Annotated in this window: 17 protein-coding genes; 12 read left to right on the top strand and 5 right to left on the bottom strand. The window is 54.1% G+C overall.

The features are described from left to right. Positions 1-101: 101 nt before the first annotated feature. The 3 genes from malG to malE form a co-directional block, all read right to left on the bottom strand. Positions 102-992, bottom strand: coding sequence for a maltose ABC transporter permease MalG (gene malG, locus FDX01_RS03275; protein WP_043018069.1), 891 nt, complete (start codon positions 990-992; stop codon positions 102-104). Between the two features lie 14 nt (positions 993-1,006). Next, positions 1,007-2,551 (bottom strand): maltose ABC transporter permease MalF, encoded by a 1,545-nt coding sequence (gene malF, locus FDX01_RS03270; protein ID WP_137399215.1) that lies wholly within the window; start codon positions 2,549-2,551, stop codon positions 1,007-1,009. Positions 2,552-2,681: 130 nt separating this feature from the next. Beyond that, positions 2,682-3,872, bottom strand: coding sequence for a maltose/maltodextrin ABC transporter substrate-binding protein MalE (gene malE, locus FDX01_RS03265; RefSeq protein ID WP_096758727.1), 1,191 nt, complete (start codon positions 3,870-3,872; stop codon positions 2,682-2,684). 371 nt (positions 3,873-4,243) lie between these two features. Between malE and malK the strand changes: the two genes are divergently transcribed. From malK to ubiA, 5 genes are all read left to right on the top strand, one after another. After that, a complete protein-coding gene (gene malK, locus FDX01_RS03255; RefSeq protein WP_096758726.1) occupies positions 4,244-5,353 on the top strand; it encodes a maltose/maltodextrin ABC transporter ATP-binding protein MalK in 1,110 nt (369 codons plus the stop codon). 75 nt (positions 5,354-5,428) lie between these two features. Then, positions 5,429-6,787: a maltoporin gene (locus tag FDX01_RS03250; protein WP_137399214.1), complete on the top strand. Its 1,359-nt coding sequence runs from the start codon at positions 5,429-5,431 to the stop codon at positions 6,785-6,787. 113 nt (positions 6,788-6,900) lie between these two features. Beyond that, positions 6,901-7,851, top strand: coding sequence for a maltose operon protein MalM (malM, locus tag FDX01_RS03245; protein ID WP_115259707.1), 951 nt, complete (start codon positions 6,901-6,903; stop codon positions 7,849-7,851). Positions 7,852-8,031: 180 nt separating this feature from the next. Continuing rightward, positions 8,032-8,529: a chorismate lyase gene (gene ubiC, locus FDX01_RS03240; RefSeq protein ID WP_137399213.1), complete on the top strand. Its 498-nt coding sequence runs from the start codon at positions 8,032-8,034 to the stop codon at positions 8,527-8,529. Between the two features lie 13 nt (positions 8,530-8,542). After that, a complete protein-coding gene (ubiA, locus tag FDX01_RS03235) occupies positions 8,543-9,415 on the top strand; it encodes a 4-hydroxybenzoate octaprenyltransferase (protein WP_096758722.1) in 873 nt (290 codons plus the stop codon). Positions 9,416-9,467: 52 nt separating this feature from the next. Here the strand turns inward: ubiA and plsB are convergent, their stop codons facing one another. Beyond that, positions 9,468-11,888, bottom strand: a complete 2,421-nt coding sequence (gene plsB, locus FDX01_RS03230; RefSeq protein ID WP_137399212.1) for a glycerol-3-phosphate 1-O-acyltransferase PlsB — start codon at positions 11,886-11,888, stop codon at positions 9,468-9,470. 170 nt (positions 11,889-12,058) lie between these two features. Between plsB and FDX01_RS03225 the strand changes: the two genes are divergently transcribed. The 4 genes from FDX01_RS03225 (at position 12,059) to FDX01_RS03210 (ending at position 14,942) form a co-directional block, all read left to right on the top strand. After that, positions 12,059-12,427: a diacylglycerol kinase gene (locus tag FDX01_RS03225; protein WP_045438520.1), complete on the top strand. Its 369-nt coding sequence runs from the start codon at positions 12,059-12,061 to the stop codon at positions 12,425-12,427. A gap of 109 nt (positions 12,428-12,536) precedes the next feature. Continuing rightward, positions 12,537-13,145, top strand: a complete 609-nt coding sequence (lexA, locus tag FDX01_RS03220; protein ID WP_096758720.1) for a transcriptional repressor LexA — start codon at positions 12,537-12,539, stop codon at positions 13,143-13,145. A gap of 131 nt (positions 13,146-13,276) precedes the next feature. Beyond that, positions 13,277-14,596: an MATE family efflux transporter DinF gene (gene dinF, locus FDX01_RS03215; RefSeq protein WP_137399211.1), complete on the top strand. Its 1,320-nt coding sequence runs from the start codon at positions 13,277-13,279 to the stop codon at positions 14,594-14,596. A 136-nt stretch (positions 14,597-14,732) separates the two neighbouring features. Further along, entirely contained in the window at positions 14,733-14,942 is a 210-nt protein-coding gene (locus tag FDX01_RS03210; protein ID WP_096758718.1) for a CsbD family protein, read from the top strand. A 44-nt stretch (positions 14,943-14,986) separates the two neighbouring features. Here the strand turns inward: FDX01_RS03210 and zur are convergent, their stop codons facing one another. Continuing rightward, positions 14,987-15,505 (bottom strand): zinc uptake transcriptional repressor Zur, encoded by a 519-nt coding sequence (zur, locus tag FDX01_RS03205; protein ID WP_096758717.1) that lies wholly within the window; start codon positions 15,503-15,505, stop codon positions 14,987-14,989. Between the two features lie 117 nt (positions 15,506-15,622). Between zur and FDX01_RS03200 the strand changes: the two genes are divergently transcribed. From FDX01_RS03200 to pspG, 3 genes are all read left to right on the top strand, one after another. Next, on the top strand, positions 15,623-16,111 hold the full coding sequence (locus tag FDX01_RS03200; RefSeq protein WP_115259704.1) for a cupin domain-containing protein: 489 nt from the start codon (positions 15,623-15,625) through the stop codon (positions 16,109-16,111). 91 nt (positions 16,112-16,202) lie between these two features. Beyond that, positions 16,203-17,201 (top strand): tRNA dihydrouridine(20/20a) synthase DusA, encoded by a 999-nt coding sequence (gene dusA / locus FDX01_RS03195; protein WP_096758715.1) that lies wholly within the window; start codon positions 16,203-16,205, stop codon positions 17,199-17,201. Positions 17,202-17,334: 133 nt separating this feature from the next. Beyond that, positions 17,335-17,577, top strand: coding sequence for an envelope stress response protein PspG (gene pspG / locus FDX01_RS03190; protein WP_096758714.1), 243 nt, complete (start codon positions 17,335-17,337; stop codon positions 17,575-17,577). Positions 17,578-17,779 lie beyond the last annotated feature (202 nt).

Raw genomic sequence — 17,779 nt, 5'->3', positions numbered from 1 at the left:
AGGGCGCTCCGTAGAGCGCCGAAAAACAGTCACAGGTTGGGATAACATAAGTTGAGGGTTGCAGTGGCATGCCCGTTGCCGGGCGGGTACATCGATGAAACTTAGCCTTTCACACCGCCTGCCGTCAGGCCGTTAACCAGCCAGCGCTGGGCCAGCAGGAACACCAGGGTGATCGGAATAGCAGAAAGCACGGCTGCAGCGGCAAAGTCGCCCCACAAATAGTTCTGTGGATTGAGATACTGCTGCATACCGACTGCCAGGGTATAGCTGTTCACATCACGCAACAACAGTGAGGCGACCGGGACTTCGGTAATTGCGGCGATGAACGACAGAATGAACACCACCGCCAGAATCGGCACCGACAACGGCAACAGCACCAGGCGGAATGCCTGCCACGGCGTTGCGCCATCCAGCGCGGCCGCTTCTTCCAGTGAACCGTCGATGGTTTCGAAATACCCCTTGATTGTCCAGACGTGCAGCGCAATGCCGCCAAGGTAGGCGAAGATCACGCCACCGTGGGTGTTCAGACCGATAAACGGAATGTACTGGCCCAGACGGTCAAACAAGGCATATAACGCCACCAGCGACAGTACTGCCGGGAACATCTGGAAAATCAGCATGCCTTTCAGCAACGTGGCTTTACCTGGGAAGCGCATGCGGGCGAAGGCGTAAGCACAGGTGGTGGAGAGGGTCACGATACCGATCGCGGTAATGGTGGCCACTTTCACCGAGTTCCACAGCCACAGCAGCACCGGGAACGGAGGCGGCGTCACGCGGCCATCCGCGTGTTCCACGCTAAAGCCCAGCGCCAGTTTCCAGTGCTCCCAGGAGATATTTTCCGGGATCAGACTGCCGGTGGCGAAGTTACCTTCGCGCAGCGAGATGGCAATGACCATCAGCAGCGGGAACATAATTGCCGCGATAAAAATCAGCAGACCTAAGTGCGTTGCGAATAAACGTAACTTTTGTGATTTCGGTTGGACCATAGCCATTGTCGTTATCTCCCTTAATCAAACTTCATACGTGTGGCTTTCAGGTTCACAATCGCCAGCGCGCCAACCAGCAGGAAGATCAGGGTGGCTATCGCCGCCGCCAGACCGAAGTCCTGACCGCCGCCGCCTTCAAAGGCGATACGGTAGGTGTAGCTGACGAGCAGGTCGGTATAACCGGCTGGCGTGGTGGTACCGAGTCGGTCCGGGCCACCGTTGGTCAACAGCTGAATCAGCACGAAGTTGTTAAAGTTAAAGGCAAAGCTGGCGATCATCAGCGGCGTCAGCGGCTTGATCAGCAACGGCAGCGTAATCTTAAAGAAGTTCTGGAATGGGCCAGCGCCATCCATTGCCGAGGCTTCATACAGATCGTCGGGAATCGCCTTCAGCAGCCCCATGCACAGGATCATCATGTACGGATAGCCCAGCCAGGTGTTGACGATGATAATCATCGAACGCGCGGTGGTTGGGTCGCTGAACCAGGCCGGCTTGATGCCGAACAGCGCGCTCAACATCATGTTGATTTCACCGAAGCTCTGGTTAAATAACCCCTTGAAAATCAGTATCGAGATAAACGACGGCACGGCGTAAGGCAGAATCAGCAGCACGCGATAAATCGCTTTGCATTTCAGCGATTCCCATTGCACCAGACAGGCCAGAATCATACCGACGGCAACGGTCAGGATGACGGTGAGCACCGAGAAGACGACGGTCCAGATAAAGATCGCGAAGAACGGTTTCTGAATGCCTTCATCGGTAAAGACGCGGGTGAAGTTATCCCAGCCGATGGCGACGGTATAGCCTGGGCTGAGTTTCTCTGTACCCCAGCTACCGTCTAGCGCGAGTGACTGGTAGTAACCAATATCGTTATTGGCACGGTATTTTATGCCGCTCTGATTGTTGGTGAGCGTGCCGTCATCAGCAAGCGTATACAGCGGCTGCGTACCGGAGAACTGGCGCAGCGAGCTCATAATCACCTTGCTGTCATCCGGCAGCACGGCGGTCAGTTGGGTCAGCGCCTGGCGGTTTTGCGTGATGATACGCAGCGTGGCACGTTCACCTGCTGGCAGCGCTTCGGCTTCTTTCAGTTGTAGTTTCTGCTCGCCGCCAAATTTAAAGGCGTCGGAGACATAATTTTTACCTGTTTCACCGTCGGTGAGGGCCAGTTGCCACTCCGTACCCGCCGGATACAGACCAAAGTTGTAGGTTTTACCCGCCTGATAAGAACGGTCCATCAGGACTTCCTGGGCGCGTTCAAAGGTCAGTTGGTTGGTACTGCTGTAGTTGGTAAAGGCAATTGCAATGGTGCAAATGAGTGGGAACAGAACAAATAACCCCATACCAGCCACGCCAGGATAGACATAGCGCCAGGCATAGGCTTTACGGTTGGCGAAAATATACAGGCCAGCAGAGCTTAAAATAAGCGTCATGATGGCAAACAGGTACTCCCCCTGAGCGTACATCAAAACAACAAGGTAGCCCACCAGCAGACCCAGCAGACCCATCACTGACCATTTCAGCGTGTCGCTTTGCCACCAGTATTTCTTTTTAATGACATCCATGGGGATCTTCCTCTACAACTTTGAACATCTGTCGGCAAAAATGCCTGATGGCGCTGCGCTTATCAGGCCTACAGTGATTTGTAGGCCGGATAAGGCATTCATGCCGCCATCCGGCACGTGCGCTACAGCATTACTTGGTGATACGACCTTGTGCATCTTTCAGCGCAGCATCAACGGTTTGACGACCGCTGGCGGCGTTGATCACTGCGGTACGAACGGCATACCAGAATGCAGACATCTGCGGGATGTTCGGCATGATTTCGCCTTTCTCGGCGTTACCCATGGTGGCCGCGATACGTGGATCTTTCGCTAACTCTTCCTGGAAGGATTTCAGCGCGACGGCACCCAGCGGTTTGTCCTTGTTCACTTCATCCAGACCCTGATCGGTCAGCAGGTAGTTTTCGAGGAACTCTTTCGCCAGTTCTTTGTTCGGGCTGGCGGCGTTAATACCGGCGCTCAGTACGCCGACAAACGGTTTAGACGCTTTGCCTTTGAAGGTTGGCAGCAGCGTTACGCCGTAGTTCACCTTGCTCTTATCGATGTTCGACCAGGCCCACGGACCGTTGATGGTCATCGCGGTATCGCCTTTGTTAAAGGCCGCTTCGGCGATGGAGTAGTCGGTATCCGCGTTCATGTGTTTGTTCTTAATCAGATCGACCAGGAAGGTCAGACCCGCTTTCGCGCCAGCGTTATCCACGCCCACGTCTTTGACGTCGTATTTGCCGTTTTCAAACTTGAACGCGTATCCGCCGTCGGCAGCAATCAGCGGCCAGGTGAAGTACGGTTCTTGCAGGTTGAACATCAGGGCAGATTTGCCTTTCGCCTTCAGCTCTTTATCCAGCGCAGGAATTTCTTCCCAGGTTTTCGGTGGGTTTGGCACGAGGTCTTTGTTGTAAATCAGCGACAGTGCTTCAACGGCGATCGGGTAGGCGATCAGCTTACCGTTGTAACGTACGGCATCCCAGGTGAACGGGAACAGTTTGTCCTGGAACGCTTTGTCTGGCGTAACTTCAGCCAACAGACCCGATTGCGCGTAGCCGCCAAAACGGTCATGTGCCCAGAAGATGATGTCCGGGCCGTCACCGGTCGCGGCAACCTGCGGGAATTTTTCTTCCAGCTTATCCGGATGTTCAATGGTGACTTTGATGCCGGTGTCTTTCTCGAATTTTTTACCCACTTCAGCGAGGCCGTTATAGCCTTTGTCGCCGTTGATCCAGATAACCAGTTTGCCCTCTTCAATCTTGGCGAGAGCCGAGGCGGAAAACATCATCGTCGTCAATGCAGACAATGCGAGGATGCGTGCGCCGGTTTTGATTTTCATATTCCCCATCCTTTTTGGTGATGTGCGCTTGGATACACAGAGGTGGCTTAACGGTGTCTAGTTTCTTTATACGGCAACCTCTTTCCATCCTCCTTACCCCTACGCCCCACCCATTCTTTATGTGATCTGTGTTACAGAAATGTGAGTAATGCGTGCTGGCGCACATAAAAACCCACTGATTTTTGCGGGCAACATCACGAAATTCCTTGGCGGCGTACGGCCCGGGTCTCAGACGCGACTCTCTCATCCTCCCGCCTCCTCCCCCATAAAAAAGCTGGGGGGTGGAGGATTCACGCTCCTAATGGATAACGCATAGTCAGCCCATGATGAATGTTGCTGTCGATGACAGGTTGTAACGAAGGGAGAAGGGCATGGCGAGCGTACAGCTGCGAAATGTAACGAAAGCCTGGGGTGACGTGGTGGTATCGAAGGATATCAATCTCGACATTCACGAAGGAGAGTTCGTGGTATTTGTCGGACCGTCAGGCTGCGGTAAGTCGACCTTGCTGCGTATGATCGCCGGGCTGGAAACCATCACCAGCGGCGACCTGTTTATCGGGGACACCCGAATGAACGACATCCCGCCCGCCGAACGCGGCGTGGGTATGGTCTTCCAGTCCTACGCGCTGTATCCCCATTTATCCGTCGCCGAGAACATGTCTTTCGGTCTCAAACTGGCCGGTGCCAAAAAAGACGTCATGAACCAGCGTGTGAATCAGGTCGCTGAAGTCCTGCAGTTGGCGCACCTGCTTGAGCGTAAGCCAAAAGCACTCTCTGGCGGTCAGCGTCAACGCGTGGCGATTGGCCGTACGCTGGTGGCTGAACCGCGCGTGTTCCTGCTCGATGAACCGCTTTCTAACCTGGATGCGGCACTGCGTGTGCAGATGCGTATTGAAATCTCCCGCCTGCATAAACGTCTGGGCCGCACGATGATTTACGTCACCCACGATCAGGTTGAAGCGATGACGCTGGCTGACAAAATCGTGGTGCTGGATGCGGGCCGCGTCGCGCAAGTCGGCAAGCCGCTGGAGCTGTATCACTACCCCGCCGACCGCTTTGTGGCGGGCTTTATTGGTTCACCGAAGATGAACTTCCTGCCGGTGAAAGTCACCGCAACCGCAATCGATCAGGTGCAGGTTGAATTACCTAACCGCCAGCAAATCTGGCTACCGGTAGAAAGCCGTGCCGTGCAGGTTGGCGCCAACATGTCCTTAGGTATTCGCCCGGAACATCTGCTGCCCAGCGATATCGCTGACGTCACCCTCGAAGGTGAAGTTCAGGTGGTCGAGCAGTTGGGCCACGAAACGCAAATTCATATCCAGATCCCCGCCATCCGTCAAAACCTGGTGTACCGCCAGAATGACGTGGTGTTGGTAGAAGAGGGTGCCACATTCGCTATCGGCCTGCCGCCAGAGCGTTGCCATCTGTTCCGTGAAGATGGCACTGCATGTCGTCGGTTGCATCAAGAGCCGGGCGTTTAAGGTGTCCCATTAAAAAAAAGCGCAAATCCGTCAAGGTGAAGCGTTCAAAGAAAAGCAATGATCTCAGGAGATAGAATGATGATTACTCTGCGCAAACTCCCTCTGGCGGTTGCTGTAGCAGCAGGCATTATGTCTGTTCAGGCAATGGCCGTGGATTTCCATGGTTATGCTCGTTCCGGTATCGGCTGGACGGGTAGTGGCGGCGAACAACAGTGTTTCCAGGCAACCGGTGCACAAAGTAAATACCGTCTCGGTAACGAATGTGAAACCTATGCGGAAATTAAACTGGGTCAGGAAGTGTGGAAAGAGGGCGATAAGAGCTTCTACTTCGACACCAACGTCGCCTACTCCGTCGCACAGCAGAATGACTGGGAAGGAACTGACCCGGCATTCCGTGAAGCAAACGTGCAGGGTAAAAACCTGATTGAATGGCTGCCAGGTTCCACCATTTGGGCCGGTAAGCGCTTCTACCAGCGTCATGATGTGCACATGATCGACTTCTACTACTGGGATATTTCAGGTCCTGGTGCCGGTATTGAAAACATCGATCTGGGCTTCGGTAAACTGGCGCTGGCAGCGACCCGTTCTCAGGAAGCGGGCGGCTCTTACGCGTTCAGCAGCCAGAATATTTATGATCGTACCAAAGACACCGCCAACGACGTGTTCGACGTGCGTTTAGCGCAAATGGCGATTAACCCGGACGGTATGCTGGAACTGGGTGTGGACTACGGTCGTGCTAACACCACCGATGACTACCACCTGGCAGACGGCGCATCAAAAGATGGCTGGATGTTCACCGCTGAACATACCCAGAGCATGCTGAAAGGCTATAACAAGTTTGTTGTTCAGTATGCGACAGACTCCATGACCACGCAGGGTAAAGGCCTGAACCAGGGCTCTTACGGTTCTTCTACGACAACCATTACCAATCCAGATGGTACTAAGACTAACTTCGCCAATAACGTGGTGAATAACAACGGTAGCCTGTTCCGCGTGCTGGACCACGGTGCTATCTCGCTGGGCGACAAATGGGACCTGATGTACGTCGGTATGTACCAGAACCTCGATATGGATAACGACCTGGGTACCGAATGGTACACCGTGGGTATCCGTCCGATGTACAAATGGACGCCGATCATGAGCACCCTGCTGGAAGTGGGCTATGACAACGTGAAATCGCAGCAGACCAGCGATCGCAACAGCCAGTACAAAGTCACCCTGGCGCAACAATGGCAGGCGGGCGACAGCATCTGGTCTCGTCCGGCAATCCGCGTCTTCGCAACCTATGCCAAATGGGATGAAGAGTGGGGCTACGTGAAAAATGGTAACGACGTTACCAAATTCGCAGCAGCAACTAACTCCGGTATCAGCACCACCAGCCGTGGCGACAGCGACGAGTGGTCCTTCGGTGCCCAGATGGAAATCTGGTGGTAATCCAGCATTAACCTGACGTAAAGACCGAAAGAGGGGCGTAAGCCCCTCTTACTTAAGGTTTAGCGCGCTATTGCCTGGCCACCGCTGAACCCATGCTATCTGAGGTGATAACAATGAAAATGAAGAAAAGTCTCGTTGCCCTTTGTTTATCTGCAGGGTTATTTGCCAGTGCGCCCGGCATCAGCCTGGCCGATGTGAATTTTGTGCCACAGAACACCACCGGCGCACCCGCGATTCCCACTGCCGCACTGCAACAATTAGCCTGGACGCCTGTTGATCAATCTAAGGTTCAGTCCACACAGCTTGCGACCGCCGGTCAGCGTCTGGACGTAGCGGGAATTAGCGGTCCGGTTGCCGCCTATAGCGTACCGGCCAATATTGGTGAGCTGACCCTGACGCTCTCCAGTGAAGTGAACAAACAAACCAGCGTATTTGCGCCAAACGTCCTGATTCTTGATCAGAACATGACGCCATCTGCTTTCTTCCCCAGCAGCTATTTCACCTATCAGGAGCCCGGCGTGATGAGCGCGGATCGCCTGGAAGGGGTCATGCGCCTGACGCCAGCGCTGGGCCAGCAGAAGCTCTATGTTCTGGTCTTCACCACCGAGAAAGATCTCCAGCAGACCACGACTCTGCTTGACCCGGCAAAAGCCTATGCCAAGGGCGTGGGTAACGCCGTGCCGGATATCCCGGATCCGATCGCCCGTCATACCACAGATGGCTTGCTGAAACTAAAAGTCAAAACCAGCTCCTCCTCCAGCGTGCTGGTCGGGCCGCTGTTTGGCTCATCCGGTCCGGGACCGGTGACGGTGGGCAACACTGCCGCACCAGCAGCGGCCTATGCGGCTCCGGCTGCGGTGGCAGCTGCCCCGGTCGCCGCACCAGCCCCGCAGAAAAGCGAGCCGATGCTGAACGACACGGAAAGCTATTTTAACCAGGCGATTAAGGATGCTGTGGCGAAAGGCGATGTCGATAAAGCGCTGAAGCTGCTTGATGAAGCTGAACGTCTGGGATCCAAATCTGCCCGTTCCACCTTTATCAGCAGTGTAAAAGGCAAGGGGTAACCGTCTCCCCACATTGCTGATTTTGCAACAACTGGTGCGTCTCCTGGCGCACCTTTTTTTATCCTTCCATGCTACTTGTTACGCTTGTGTTGCTCCGCCGATCACTTAATCATGTTTGCTCACCCCGTAATGCCTTTTCTGCGATACAATGCCTGAACGTGATAAATCGGAGAGTAAGGCATGCCACACCCTGCGTTAACGCAACTGCGTGCGCTGCGTTATTTTGATGCGATCCCGACGCTGGACCCCCAACTGCTTGACTGGTTGTTACTGGAAGACTCCATGACCCAACGTTTTGAGCAGCAGGGAAAGCATGTCAGCGTAACGTTGATACGAGAAGGATTTGTTGGGCAAAATGAGGTGGCCGAAGAACTGACGCTGCTGCCGACAGAATCCCGCTATTGGTTACGTGAAATCCTGCTCTGCGCGGATGGTGAACCCTGGCTTGCCGGGCGCACCGTGGTGCCGGAATCGACATTGTGTGGCCCTGAACTGGCCTTGCAAAATCTGGGGAAAACCCCGCTCGGGCGCTACCTGTTTACGTCATCGACATTGACCCGAGATTTTATTGAGATTGGCCGCGATGCAGAGCTGTGGGGGCGTCGTTCCCGCCTGCGGCTGAGCGGTAAGCCACTGATGCTTACCGAGCTTTTTTTACCTGCATCGCCGTTGTACTGAGAGGAATATAAAGATGGAGTGGAGTCTGACGCAGAATAAGCTGCTGGCGTTTCACCGCTTGATGCGTACGGATAAGCCAATCGGCGCCTTACTGCTGCTCTGGCCAACGCTGTGGGCGTTGTGGGTGGCGACCCCTGGGGTTCCGCAATTGTGGATCTTGGCGGTGTTTGTGGCTGGCGTCTGGTTAATGCGCGCCGCCGGATGCGTGGTGAATGATTATGCTGACCGCAAATTTGACGGTCATGTGAAACGCACCGCGAACAGACCGCTGCCAAGCGGTGCCGTGACGGAGAAAGAAGCCCGCACGTTGTTTGTTGTGCTGGTGTTGCTCGCCTTCCTGCTGGTCCTGACGCTCAACACGATGACCATTTTGTTGTCGATTGCCGCGTTGGCGCTGGCGTGGGTTTATCCCTTCATGAAGCGCTATACGCACCTGCCGCAGGTGGTGCTGGGTGCGGCGTTTGGCTGGTCTATCCCGATGGCGTTTGCCGCCGTGAGCGAGTCGGTGCCGCTCAGCTGTTGGTTGATGTTTCTGGCCAATATTCTCTGGGCAGTGGCTTATGACACCCAATATGCGATGGTCGACCGCGATGATGACCTGAAGATTGGCATTAAATCGACCGCTATCCTGTTCGGCCAAAACGACAAACTGATTATTGGTCTTCTGCAAGTGGGCGTACTGGTGCTGATGGCGCTGGTGGGCTGGCTGAACGGACTGGCGCTGGGCTATTACTGGTCTTTGCTGGTGGCAGGGGCGCTGTTTGTGTATCAGCAGAAGCTGATCGTTAACCGCGAGCGGGATGCCTGCTTTAAAGCGTTTATGAATAACAACTACGTGGGCCTGGTGTTGTTCTTAGGCCTTGCGATGAGCTACTGGCATCTTTGAGTTTTAGTCTGCGATAAAAAAAAACCGGTCATTTCGACCGGTTTTTTTATGCTTACTCACCCTGAGTGGCGCTCTCGATGGTCAGACGGACATCCGACGTCACCAGTTCGGCCAGCATCTGGTATATCTTCATCGTCTCTTCCGGCTCGGCATCTCCGGTGTCGCTGATGTAGCCTTCGTCACGCAGGGTCAGCACCAGGGAACTGAACACCGCTTTATCGAAGAATTCCGGTGCGTTGATACCGTGCAGTACGGAAAGACGTTGAGCGACGGTGCGGCTCTCTTTCTCCAGCGTACCGCGGTTGATCGACGGATTCGCGCTCAGCAGCCAGAAGGTGATGGCGTAGCGCTGCAGAGTCTCACGCGCACCTGCGGCCAGCAGCTGTAGCGTGCGGGAGCGTGCCGGGTTGATTTGCAGCTCATCGTTTTGCAACGTAATCAGACCCTGACGCTGCATTTCTCCAGCCAGTTCGTCGATCACCCCTGTAAGCTCATCGCGCTCCCAGCGCAGGAACAGCTCGGCTTTCAGCATCGGATACAGCGCATCAATATGCTGCTGCAATGCGACGCGTGTAATCCGGCGATGCTGAGTCACAATCGCCGCCATCAGTGACGGCAGCACCAGCATATGCGCAATGTTGTTGCGGTAGTAAGTCATCAATACCGCCTGCTCGCGCGGCAGAATGATGATGTCACCGATGGTATCTTTCTCGACCTCAAACTTGTTCATCTGCAGGGCGTGATCGATAAGCTCACTGGCACTCTGCGTCGGAACCGTTGCATCTGATGCATACGGTACGTTACGCAGCAGGCTGAGGTAGCAATCAAGCTGCTCAGTTAACTGCTCGCGGGTCAGGGAACGCTGGCGGGATGCCAGTAGCGCGGTACAGCACAGGTTCATGGCGTTGGCCGCACCGGCGTTGTTAATGCGCACCATCAGATCGGCGGCAATGTTATTGACCGTCGGCGTCAGCCAGGCAGGGCGAATCGACTCGATAGGATCGATAGACTCACGCCACTCCGGCACGTGCTGGTTGAGGTAGGTCATCAATGGCATCGGTTCGCCAAAGTTGACGTAGCCCTGACCCAGATTACGCAGCTTGCTTAAGCCACGCAGCATCTGAGGCAGGCTCTCTTTCTCTTTTGTCGCGCCACGCAGTTCTTTCGCGTAGGTGCCGACTTCCATCACGTGCTCGTAGCCAATGTAAATCGGCACCAGGGTGATAGGACGCGTACCGCCGCGCAGCATCGCCTGGATGGTCATCGACAGCGTGCCGGTTTTCGGATCCAGCAAACGACCGGTACGTGAGCGCCCACCTTCGACAAAGTACTCAACCGAATAACCGCGGCTGAACAACTCGCCGAGGTATTCGCGGAAGACGGTGGAATAGAGCTTATTGCCCTTGAAGGTACGACGAATAAAGAACGCACCCAGGCGGCGGAAAATCGGGCCAGCCGGCCAGAAGTTCAGGTTGATCCCGGCCGCAATGTGCGGAGGAACCAGCCCCTGGTGATACAGAACGTACGACAGCAGCATGTAATCCATATGGCTGCGGTGGCAGGGGACATAGACAATTTCATGCCCGTCGTGCGCCAGTTGGCGAACGCGTTCTGCATTGTGAACGTTAATACCCTGATACAGTCGGTTCCAGGTGAATCCCAGAATACGGTCAGTCAGGCGGATCATCTCGTAGGAGAAGTTGGCGGCGATCTCTTCCATCAGCGCAATGGCATTTTGCTGCGCTTTTTCGTGGGAGATTTTTTTACTGCGGGCTTCATCTTCTACCGCACGGGCGATTGCTTTTGAGGCCAGCAGCTTATTAAACAGATCCTGACGGGCAGGGAGGCGCGGGCCAACAGCGGCCAAACGCTGACGGGCAAAGTGCATACGCGCCACGCGCGCCAGTTTCTGGGCGATGATTTTATCCGTACCGTGTTCGTCTGCCATGCGGCGCAGAGAGACCGACGGCGAGAAACGGACAAAACTGTCGCGACCGAGCCAGGAAACGGCGAAGAATTTCTGTACGCCGTTCAGCATGCGCAGCGGCGGGTTGACTTCACCTTTTTCGCGGCCAGGCGCGCGGCCAAACATCACCGAAACCGGCACCATCTGCACATCCAGGTCAGGATTGCTGCGATGCAGATCGAGATAGTTATGGAACAGCTTGATGGACTCTTCTTTTGGCGTGTAATAGGTGAACACACGCGGACCGCCGTGAATAAACACGTAGCGCGGCAGTAAAGTCCCGTCTATCTCCAGCGGTTCCAGGGGATCGGGAAGATCGTGCGCCAAACATTGGGCACGTAGCGTCAGCAAGTCTGCTTTTGAGTTGTACGGTAGGACGTACATAATGGGACGAGACGTATCGAGTCCCAACTCCGGGGCAGGTTCTGCCGGAATAGACTTGCTTTTTACCAGGACGCTTAATGGTAAATTCAGTAATTTGTAGTAAATTCGTGGCCAGCCGGACATAAACGATGTAAAGCCTCTGGTTAATAATGCAAATGCGCTGCAAGGATATCAGAAAGTTTAGTGAATTTCTGGTGTATCCCGTCATACTTCGCGCTGCTTTGCCACACCCTGAAACAAACGGGGTAACGTTACAATGACATTGACGCTAATAATGTAAAAAGGTTCTTTTGATGGCCAATAATACCACTGGATTCACCCGAATTATCAAAGCTGCTGGCTACTCGTGGAAAGGTTTTCGCGCCGCATGGATAAATGAAGCGGCATTTCGTCAGGAAAGCGTTGCCGTACTGCTGGGCGTCGCCATCGCCTGCTGGCTGGACGTCGACGCCATTACCCGTGTGTTGTTGATTGGTTCAGTAATGCTGGTGATGATCGTTGAAATCTTAAACAGCGCTATTGAAGCAGTGGTCGACCGTATTGGATCGGAGTATCACGAACTTTCCGGTCGAGCGAAAGATATGGGGTCGGCGGCTGTTCTGCTGTCTATTTTTGTCGCCCTGATCACCTGGGGCATCCTGTTGTGGTCCCATTTTCGATAAGGATTCCACAACTTCATAAATCTCCTGTTTTTTGTGCAGTTTGCGGTTCCAAAATCGCCTTTAGCTGTATATACTCACAGCATAACTGTATATACACCCAGGGGGCGGAATGAAAGCGTTAACGGCCAGGCAGCAAGAGGTGTTTGATCTCATTCGGGATCACATCAGCCAGACAGGTATGCCACCGACGCGTGCGGAGATCGCGCAGCGTTTGGGATTCCGTTCCCCAAACGCGGCTGAAGAACACCTTAAAGCGCTGGCGCGTAAAGGGGTGCTCGAAATCGTCTCTGGTGCATCGCGTGGTATTCGTCTGTTGCATGAAGAAGAGGTAGGATTACCGCTTGTAGGCCGCGTTGCTGCAGGTGAGCCGCTGCTGGCGCAACAGCACATCGAAGGCCACTATCAGGTTGATCCATCCCTGTTCAAACCTAATGCTGATTTCCTGCTGCGCGTCAGCGGTATGTCAATGAAAGACATTGGTATTATGGATGGCGATCTGCTGGCAGTGCATAAGACACAGGACGTGCGTAACGGCCAGGTGGTTGTTGCCCGCATTGATGATGAAGTGACGGTTAAACGTCTGAAAAAACAGGGAAATAAGGTCGAGCTTCTGCCAGAAAACAGCGAGTTCAAACCGATCGTTGTCGACCTGCGTGAGCAGAACTTCACCATTGAAGGACTGGCCGTCGGCGTTATCCGTAACGGTGAATGGCTGTAACGGTCTGTTGATTTCCTGTAGGCCGGATAAGACGTTTACGTCGTCATCCGGCAACGTGCCCGGTGGCACTCTGTTTACCGGGCCTGTACGACTTTTTCCAGTATCTCTAACGTCTTCTCAGGCTCTCCTGTATGCCTTTTTTTACCTCCTCTGATAAAGCACTCTGGCACCTTGCCCTGCCAATGATTTTTTCTAATATCACCGTTCCCCTGCTGGGACTGGTGGACACAGCTGTGATTGGTCATCTGGATAGCCCGGTCTATTTGGGTGGCGTCGCAGTGGGTGCAACGGCAACCAGTTTTCTCTTTATGCTGCTGCTCTTTCTACGCATGAGTACCACCGGGCTGACGGCTCAGGCATTTGGCGCAAAAAATCCGCAGGCGTTGGCCCGAGCACTGGTGCAGCCGCTGATTCTGGCTTTGGGGGCGGGGGCGGCAATTGCGCTATTTCGTACGCCGATTATCGATCTGGCGTTACACATCGTGGGGGGGAGCGAAGCGGTACTGGAACAGGCCCGGCGCTTCCTTGAAATCCGTTGGCTCAGCGCGCCTGCCTCGCTGGCGAACCTGGTACTGCTCGGCTGGCTGCTGGGCGTTCAGTACGCGCGAGCACCGGTGATCCTGTTGATTGTCGGCAATATCCTCAACATTGTGCTCGATATATGGCTGGTGATGGGGCTGCATATGAACGTGCAGGGTGCCGCGCTGGCGACGGTGATTGCCGAATATGTCACGTTGCTGATTGGCCTGCTGATGGTGCGCAAGGTTCTCCACCTGCGCGGTGTTTCGCTCATGATGCTGAAACAGGCATGGCGTGGAAACTTCCGCCGTCTGATGGCGCTTAACCGCGACATCATGCTGCGTTCGCTGTTGCTGCAGCTGTGTTTTGGTGCGATTACGGTACTGGGGGCGCGTCTCGGGGGCGATATTATTGCGGTCAACGCCGTTCTGATGACCCTGTTGACCTTCACCGCCTATGCGCTGGACGGATTTGCCTATGCCGTGGAAGCGCACTCTGGTCAGGCTTATGGTGCGCGGGATGGCAGCCAACTGTTGGATGTCTGGCGCGCGGCGTGTCGACAGTCGGGCATTGTGGCGCTCCTTTTTTCACTGGTCTATGCCCTGTTTGGCGAGCACATTATTGCGTCGTTGACCTCACTACCGCAGATTCAGCAACTGGCCGATCGTTACCTTATCTGGCAGGTGGTGTTACCACTGGTGGGCGTCTGGTGTTACCTGTTGGACGGCATGTTTATTGGCGCAACGCGTGCTGCGGAAATGCGTAACAGTATGGCCGTTGCCGCTGCAGGATTCGGCTTAACCTTATTCACGTTACCGCTGTTAGGCAACCACGGTTTGTGGCTGGCACTCGCCGTTTTTCTGGCGCTGCGCGGACTCTCGCTGGCTTTTATCTGGCAGCGTCACTGGCGAAATGGCACCTGGTTTTCCTGACTCGTATGGTTAAAAATTCCGAATAATAAATAGAACTCAGAATCACTGACTACACTTATTCTCACGTCCAGCAAAAACATAGCGTGTCTGGACGCAGGACTCTCGCTATTCACAACCTAACGATGAGGATTTGATGATGAATAAAGACGAAGTCGGTGGTAACTGGAAGCAGTTGAAAGGTAAAGTGAAAGAGCAATGGGGCAAACTGACCGATGATGATATGACGGTCATTGAAGGTAAGCGTGACCAGCTGGTGGGTAAAGTCCAGGAACGTTACGGTTATGCGAAAGATCAGGCGGAGAAAGAAGTGAAGGATTGGGAAACCCGCAACGACTACCGTTGGTAATTATCCCCTCCCGCCTGAATGTACAAGGATGTACGTTCTCTCGCTTAACGCCCGACCTTCTTTTTTACCTGAATCGTATGATCATGCTGGCAGTCGCCAGGATGACGGCAAGCTTCAACTTCCACACAGACCTGACACAGGCCATGCGCTTCAATTACGTTATGACGTAGAGCAAAGCCCATCTTGGCCGCCAGCGTATGCATGATATCTTCCACGCCTTCCGCACACTCTTCTTTCACCACGCCGCAGCGGTCACAAATGAACATCGCGGAGCTGTGGGTGGGCTGATCGAACAAATGGCAAAGCACGTAGCTGTTGGTGGATTCTACCTTGTGGACAAAACCTTGTTCGAGCAGAAAATCGAGCGCACGATAGACGGTAGGCGGTTTAGCCTGTGGTTCAGTTTCCCGTAATAGATCCAGCAGGTCATATGCGCTGATTGCCCCTTCCTGGAGGCTCATCAGGCGCAGCACTTCGAGGCGTTGCGGCGTGAGTCGCACGTTACGTTGCGCACAGAGTTTTTCAGCGTGAGCCAGCAACTCCTGCGTAGGGGTTCTTTCCATTTTTGCGCCTCGATTTGCGTGGAAGGTTAATCCCTTACTTTATCATGTTCTGCATAAAACGCCGAGATCAGCCGTGGTGTGCTATACCTGACGCATCGCAATACTGGAAAATATAAAATGAAAAGACCGGATTGTATTCGCCACTGGCGTGAGGTGGAGGGGGCTGACGACGCTACCTATCCCGGAAGCGATGAGCTGTTTTCTATCGGCGCACCGCTTGCTCGTAAACTGGGCTTGGGTCGCCTCGGCATTCACCATGAACGCCTGCCTCCGGGCCGTCGCACCTCGTACCCTCACGCCGAAAGCGACGAAGAAGAGTTTATCTACGTGCTGGAAGGGTATCCGGAGGCCTGGATTAACGGCTATTTATGGAAGCTGGAACCGGGGGACAGCGTCGGATTTCCAGCGGGAACCGGCGTGTGTCACACCTTTATCAATAACACCAGTGAAGAGGTGCGACTGCTGGTCGTCGGCGAGGCAAATAAAAAATTCAATCGTATCTATTACCCACTGAATCCGGTGTATGCGGCCACGCGCGAGGATCGCTGGGTTGACCATCCACCACAGTTTTTTGGTTCCCACGACGGTAAACCCGGATCGAAATAGCATGAGGGGGGCCGTGACGATGTGGCTCACTATCGTCGCGGTCTATGCTATAGTGGCGCCCCTTTTTTAACCGGATGCTTAATTATTCGCCATGCTGCCTGAATCTCAGTCCACCGCTTTCCCTGCACATCGTTTTTCTATCGCGCCGATGCTCGACTGGACGGACAGACACTGCCGCTACTTTTTGCGCTTACTGTCCAGCCAGACGCTGCTCTATACGGAGATGGTAACCACCGGGGCAATCATTCATGGTAAAGGCGACTATCTGGCGTATAGCGACGAAGAGCATCCGATAGCCTTACAGCTTGGTGGTAGCGACCCAGCCGCGTTGGCACAGTGTGCGAAGCTGGCGGAAGCGCGGGGCTATGACGAGATAAACCTCAACGTGGGCTGTCCCTCTGATCGCGTACAAAACGGGATGTTTGGTGCCTGCCTGATGGGCAATGCGCAGCTGGTTGCCGACTGCATCAAGGCGATGCGCGATGTGGTGTCAATTCCGGTGACGGTCAAAACCCGTATTGGCATTGATGACCAGGACAGCTACGAATTTCTGTGTGATTTCATCAACACGGTCTCCGGCAAAGGAGAATGTGAGATGTTTATCATTCATGCGCGCAAGGCCTGGTTGTCCGGGCTGAGCCCGAAAGAAAACCGTGAAATCCCACCGCTGGATTACGCCCGCGTGTACCAACTGAAGCGTGATTTCCCGCAGTTGACCATGTCGATCAACGGCGGCATTAAATCGCTGGAAGAAGCGAAAGCGCACCTTGAACATATGGATGGCGTGATGGTGGGACGTGAAGCCTATCAGAACCCCGGTATTCTGGCATCCGTGGATCGCGAAATTTTCGGTTCAACGGGTGCTGACGTGGACCCTGTTGCCGTGGTGCGCGCCATGTACCCGTATATTGAACGGGAACTGAGCCAGGGAACGTATCTGGGACATATTACCCGCCATATGCTGGGACTGTTCCAGGGCATTCCGGGCGCGCGTCAGTGGCGTCGTTACCTGAGCGAAAATGCGCACAAAGCCGGTGCGGATATCAACGTGCTGGAACATGCGTTGAAGCTGGTAGCAGACAAACGTTAATTGTTCACCAAAAGTTAGTCAATTTCACCACGCCCTGCGCACTGTCGCGGGGCGTTTTCTTTATAAATCAATCAATTAATTCTGGCATGATTTTTGTAATGGTTTAAGCAGATATTCATTATGGGAGAGCATCATGCTGGAACTACTTTTTGTGATTGGCTTTTTTGTCATGCTGATGGTCACCGGCGTGTCGCTGCTGGGGATTCTGGCTGCGCTGATGGTGGCGACCGCCGTGATGTTCCTCGGCGGGATGTTTGCGCTGATGATTAAACTGCTGCCATGGCTGTTATTGGCTGTCGCCGTGGTGTGGGTTATCAAGGCCATAAAAGCGCCAAAAGTCCCGCACTATCAGCGCAATAACCGTCGATTTTACTAAGGTATTGAGCGGTACATCACAACCTGCAACATTGCCTTTAGAACCAAATAGGAATTGATTATTAAATCTGTCACTATTGCGCGGTTAACGAATTCATCGAGCTGTACCCTACATACAGCCGAACTAAAAAAAGAAAGGGCTTCCTACGGGAAGCCCTAATTCTTTTCTTCCCCGTCATAATTCAAACCGCAGGCGTATTGGC

This window comes from Citrobacter sp. wls613 (assembly GCF_005281195.1).
GTDB lineage: Bacteria > Pseudomonadota > Gammaproteobacteria > Enterobacterales > Enterobacteriaceae > Citrobacter > Citrobacter gillenii.
The sequence above is the reverse complement of the archived record's forward strand: the minus strand, read 5'-3'. Positions and strand labels throughout refer to the sequence as shown.

Excerpts from the sequence above, each read along its gene's own strand:
- malF (WP_137399215.1), bottom strand. The coding sequence starts at position 2,551 with ATGGATGTCATTAAAAAGAAATACTGGTGGCAAAGCGACACGCTGAAA.
- ubiC (WP_137399213.1), top strand. The coding sequence starts at position 8,032 with ATGCCACACCCTGCGTTAACGCAACTGCGTGCGCTGCGTTATTTTGAT.
- plsB (WP_137399212.1), bottom strand. The coding sequence starts at position 11,888 with ATGTCCGGCTGGCCACGAATTTACTACAAATTACTGAATTTACCATTA.
- FDX01_RS03225 (WP_045438520.1), top strand. The coding sequence starts at position 12,059 with ATGGCCAATAATACCACTGGATTCACCCGAATTATCAAAGCTGCTGGC.
- zur (WP_096758717.1), bottom strand. The coding sequence starts at position 15,505 with ATGGAAAGAACCCCTACGCAGGAGTTGCTGGCTCACGCTGAAAAACTC.
- FDX01_RS03250 (WP_137399214.1), top strand. The coding sequence starts at position 5,429 with ATGATGATTACTCTGCGCAAACTCCCTCTGGCGGTTGCTGTAGCAGCA.
- malE (WP_096758727.1), bottom strand. The coding sequence starts at position 3,872 with ATGAAAATCAAAACCGGCGCACGCATCCTCGCATTGTCTGCATTGACG.
- malM (WP_115259707.1), top strand. The coding sequence starts at position 6,901 with ATGAAAATGAAGAAAAGTCTCGTTGCCCTTTGTTTATCTGCAGGGTTA.
- FDX01_RS03210 (WP_096758718.1), top strand. The coding sequence starts at position 14,733 with ATGAATAAAGACGAAGTCGGTGGTAACTGGAAGCAGTTGAAAGGTAAA.
- dinF (WP_137399211.1), top strand. The coding sequence starts at position 13,277 with ATGCCTTTTTTTACCTCCTCTGATAAAGCACTCTGGCACCTTGCCCTG.
- lexA (WP_096758720.1), top strand. The coding sequence starts at position 12,537 with ATGAAAGCGTTAACGGCCAGGCAGCAAGAGGTGTTTGATCTCATTCGG.
- pspG (WP_096758714.1), top strand. The coding sequence starts at position 17,335 with ATGCTGGAACTACTTTTTGTGATTGGCTTTTTTGTCATGCTGATGGTC.
- malG (WP_043018069.1), bottom strand. The coding sequence starts at position 992 with ATGGCTATGGTCCAACCGAAATCACAAAAGTTACGTTTATTCGCAACG.
- malK (WP_096758726.1), top strand. The coding sequence starts at position 4,244 with ATGGCGAGCGTACAGCTGCGAAATGTAACGAAAGCCTGGGGTGACGTG.
- dusA (WP_096758715.1), top strand. The coding sequence starts at position 16,203 with ATGCTGCCTGAATCTCAGTCCACCGCTTTCCCTGCACATCGTTTTTCT.
- ubiA (WP_096758722.1), top strand. The coding sequence starts at position 8,543 with ATGGAGTGGAGTCTGACGCAGAATAAGCTGCTGGCGTTTCACCGCTTG.
- FDX01_RS03200 (WP_115259704.1), top strand. The coding sequence starts at position 15,623 with ATGAAAAGACCGGATTGTATTCGCCACTGGCGTGAGGTGGAGGGGGCT.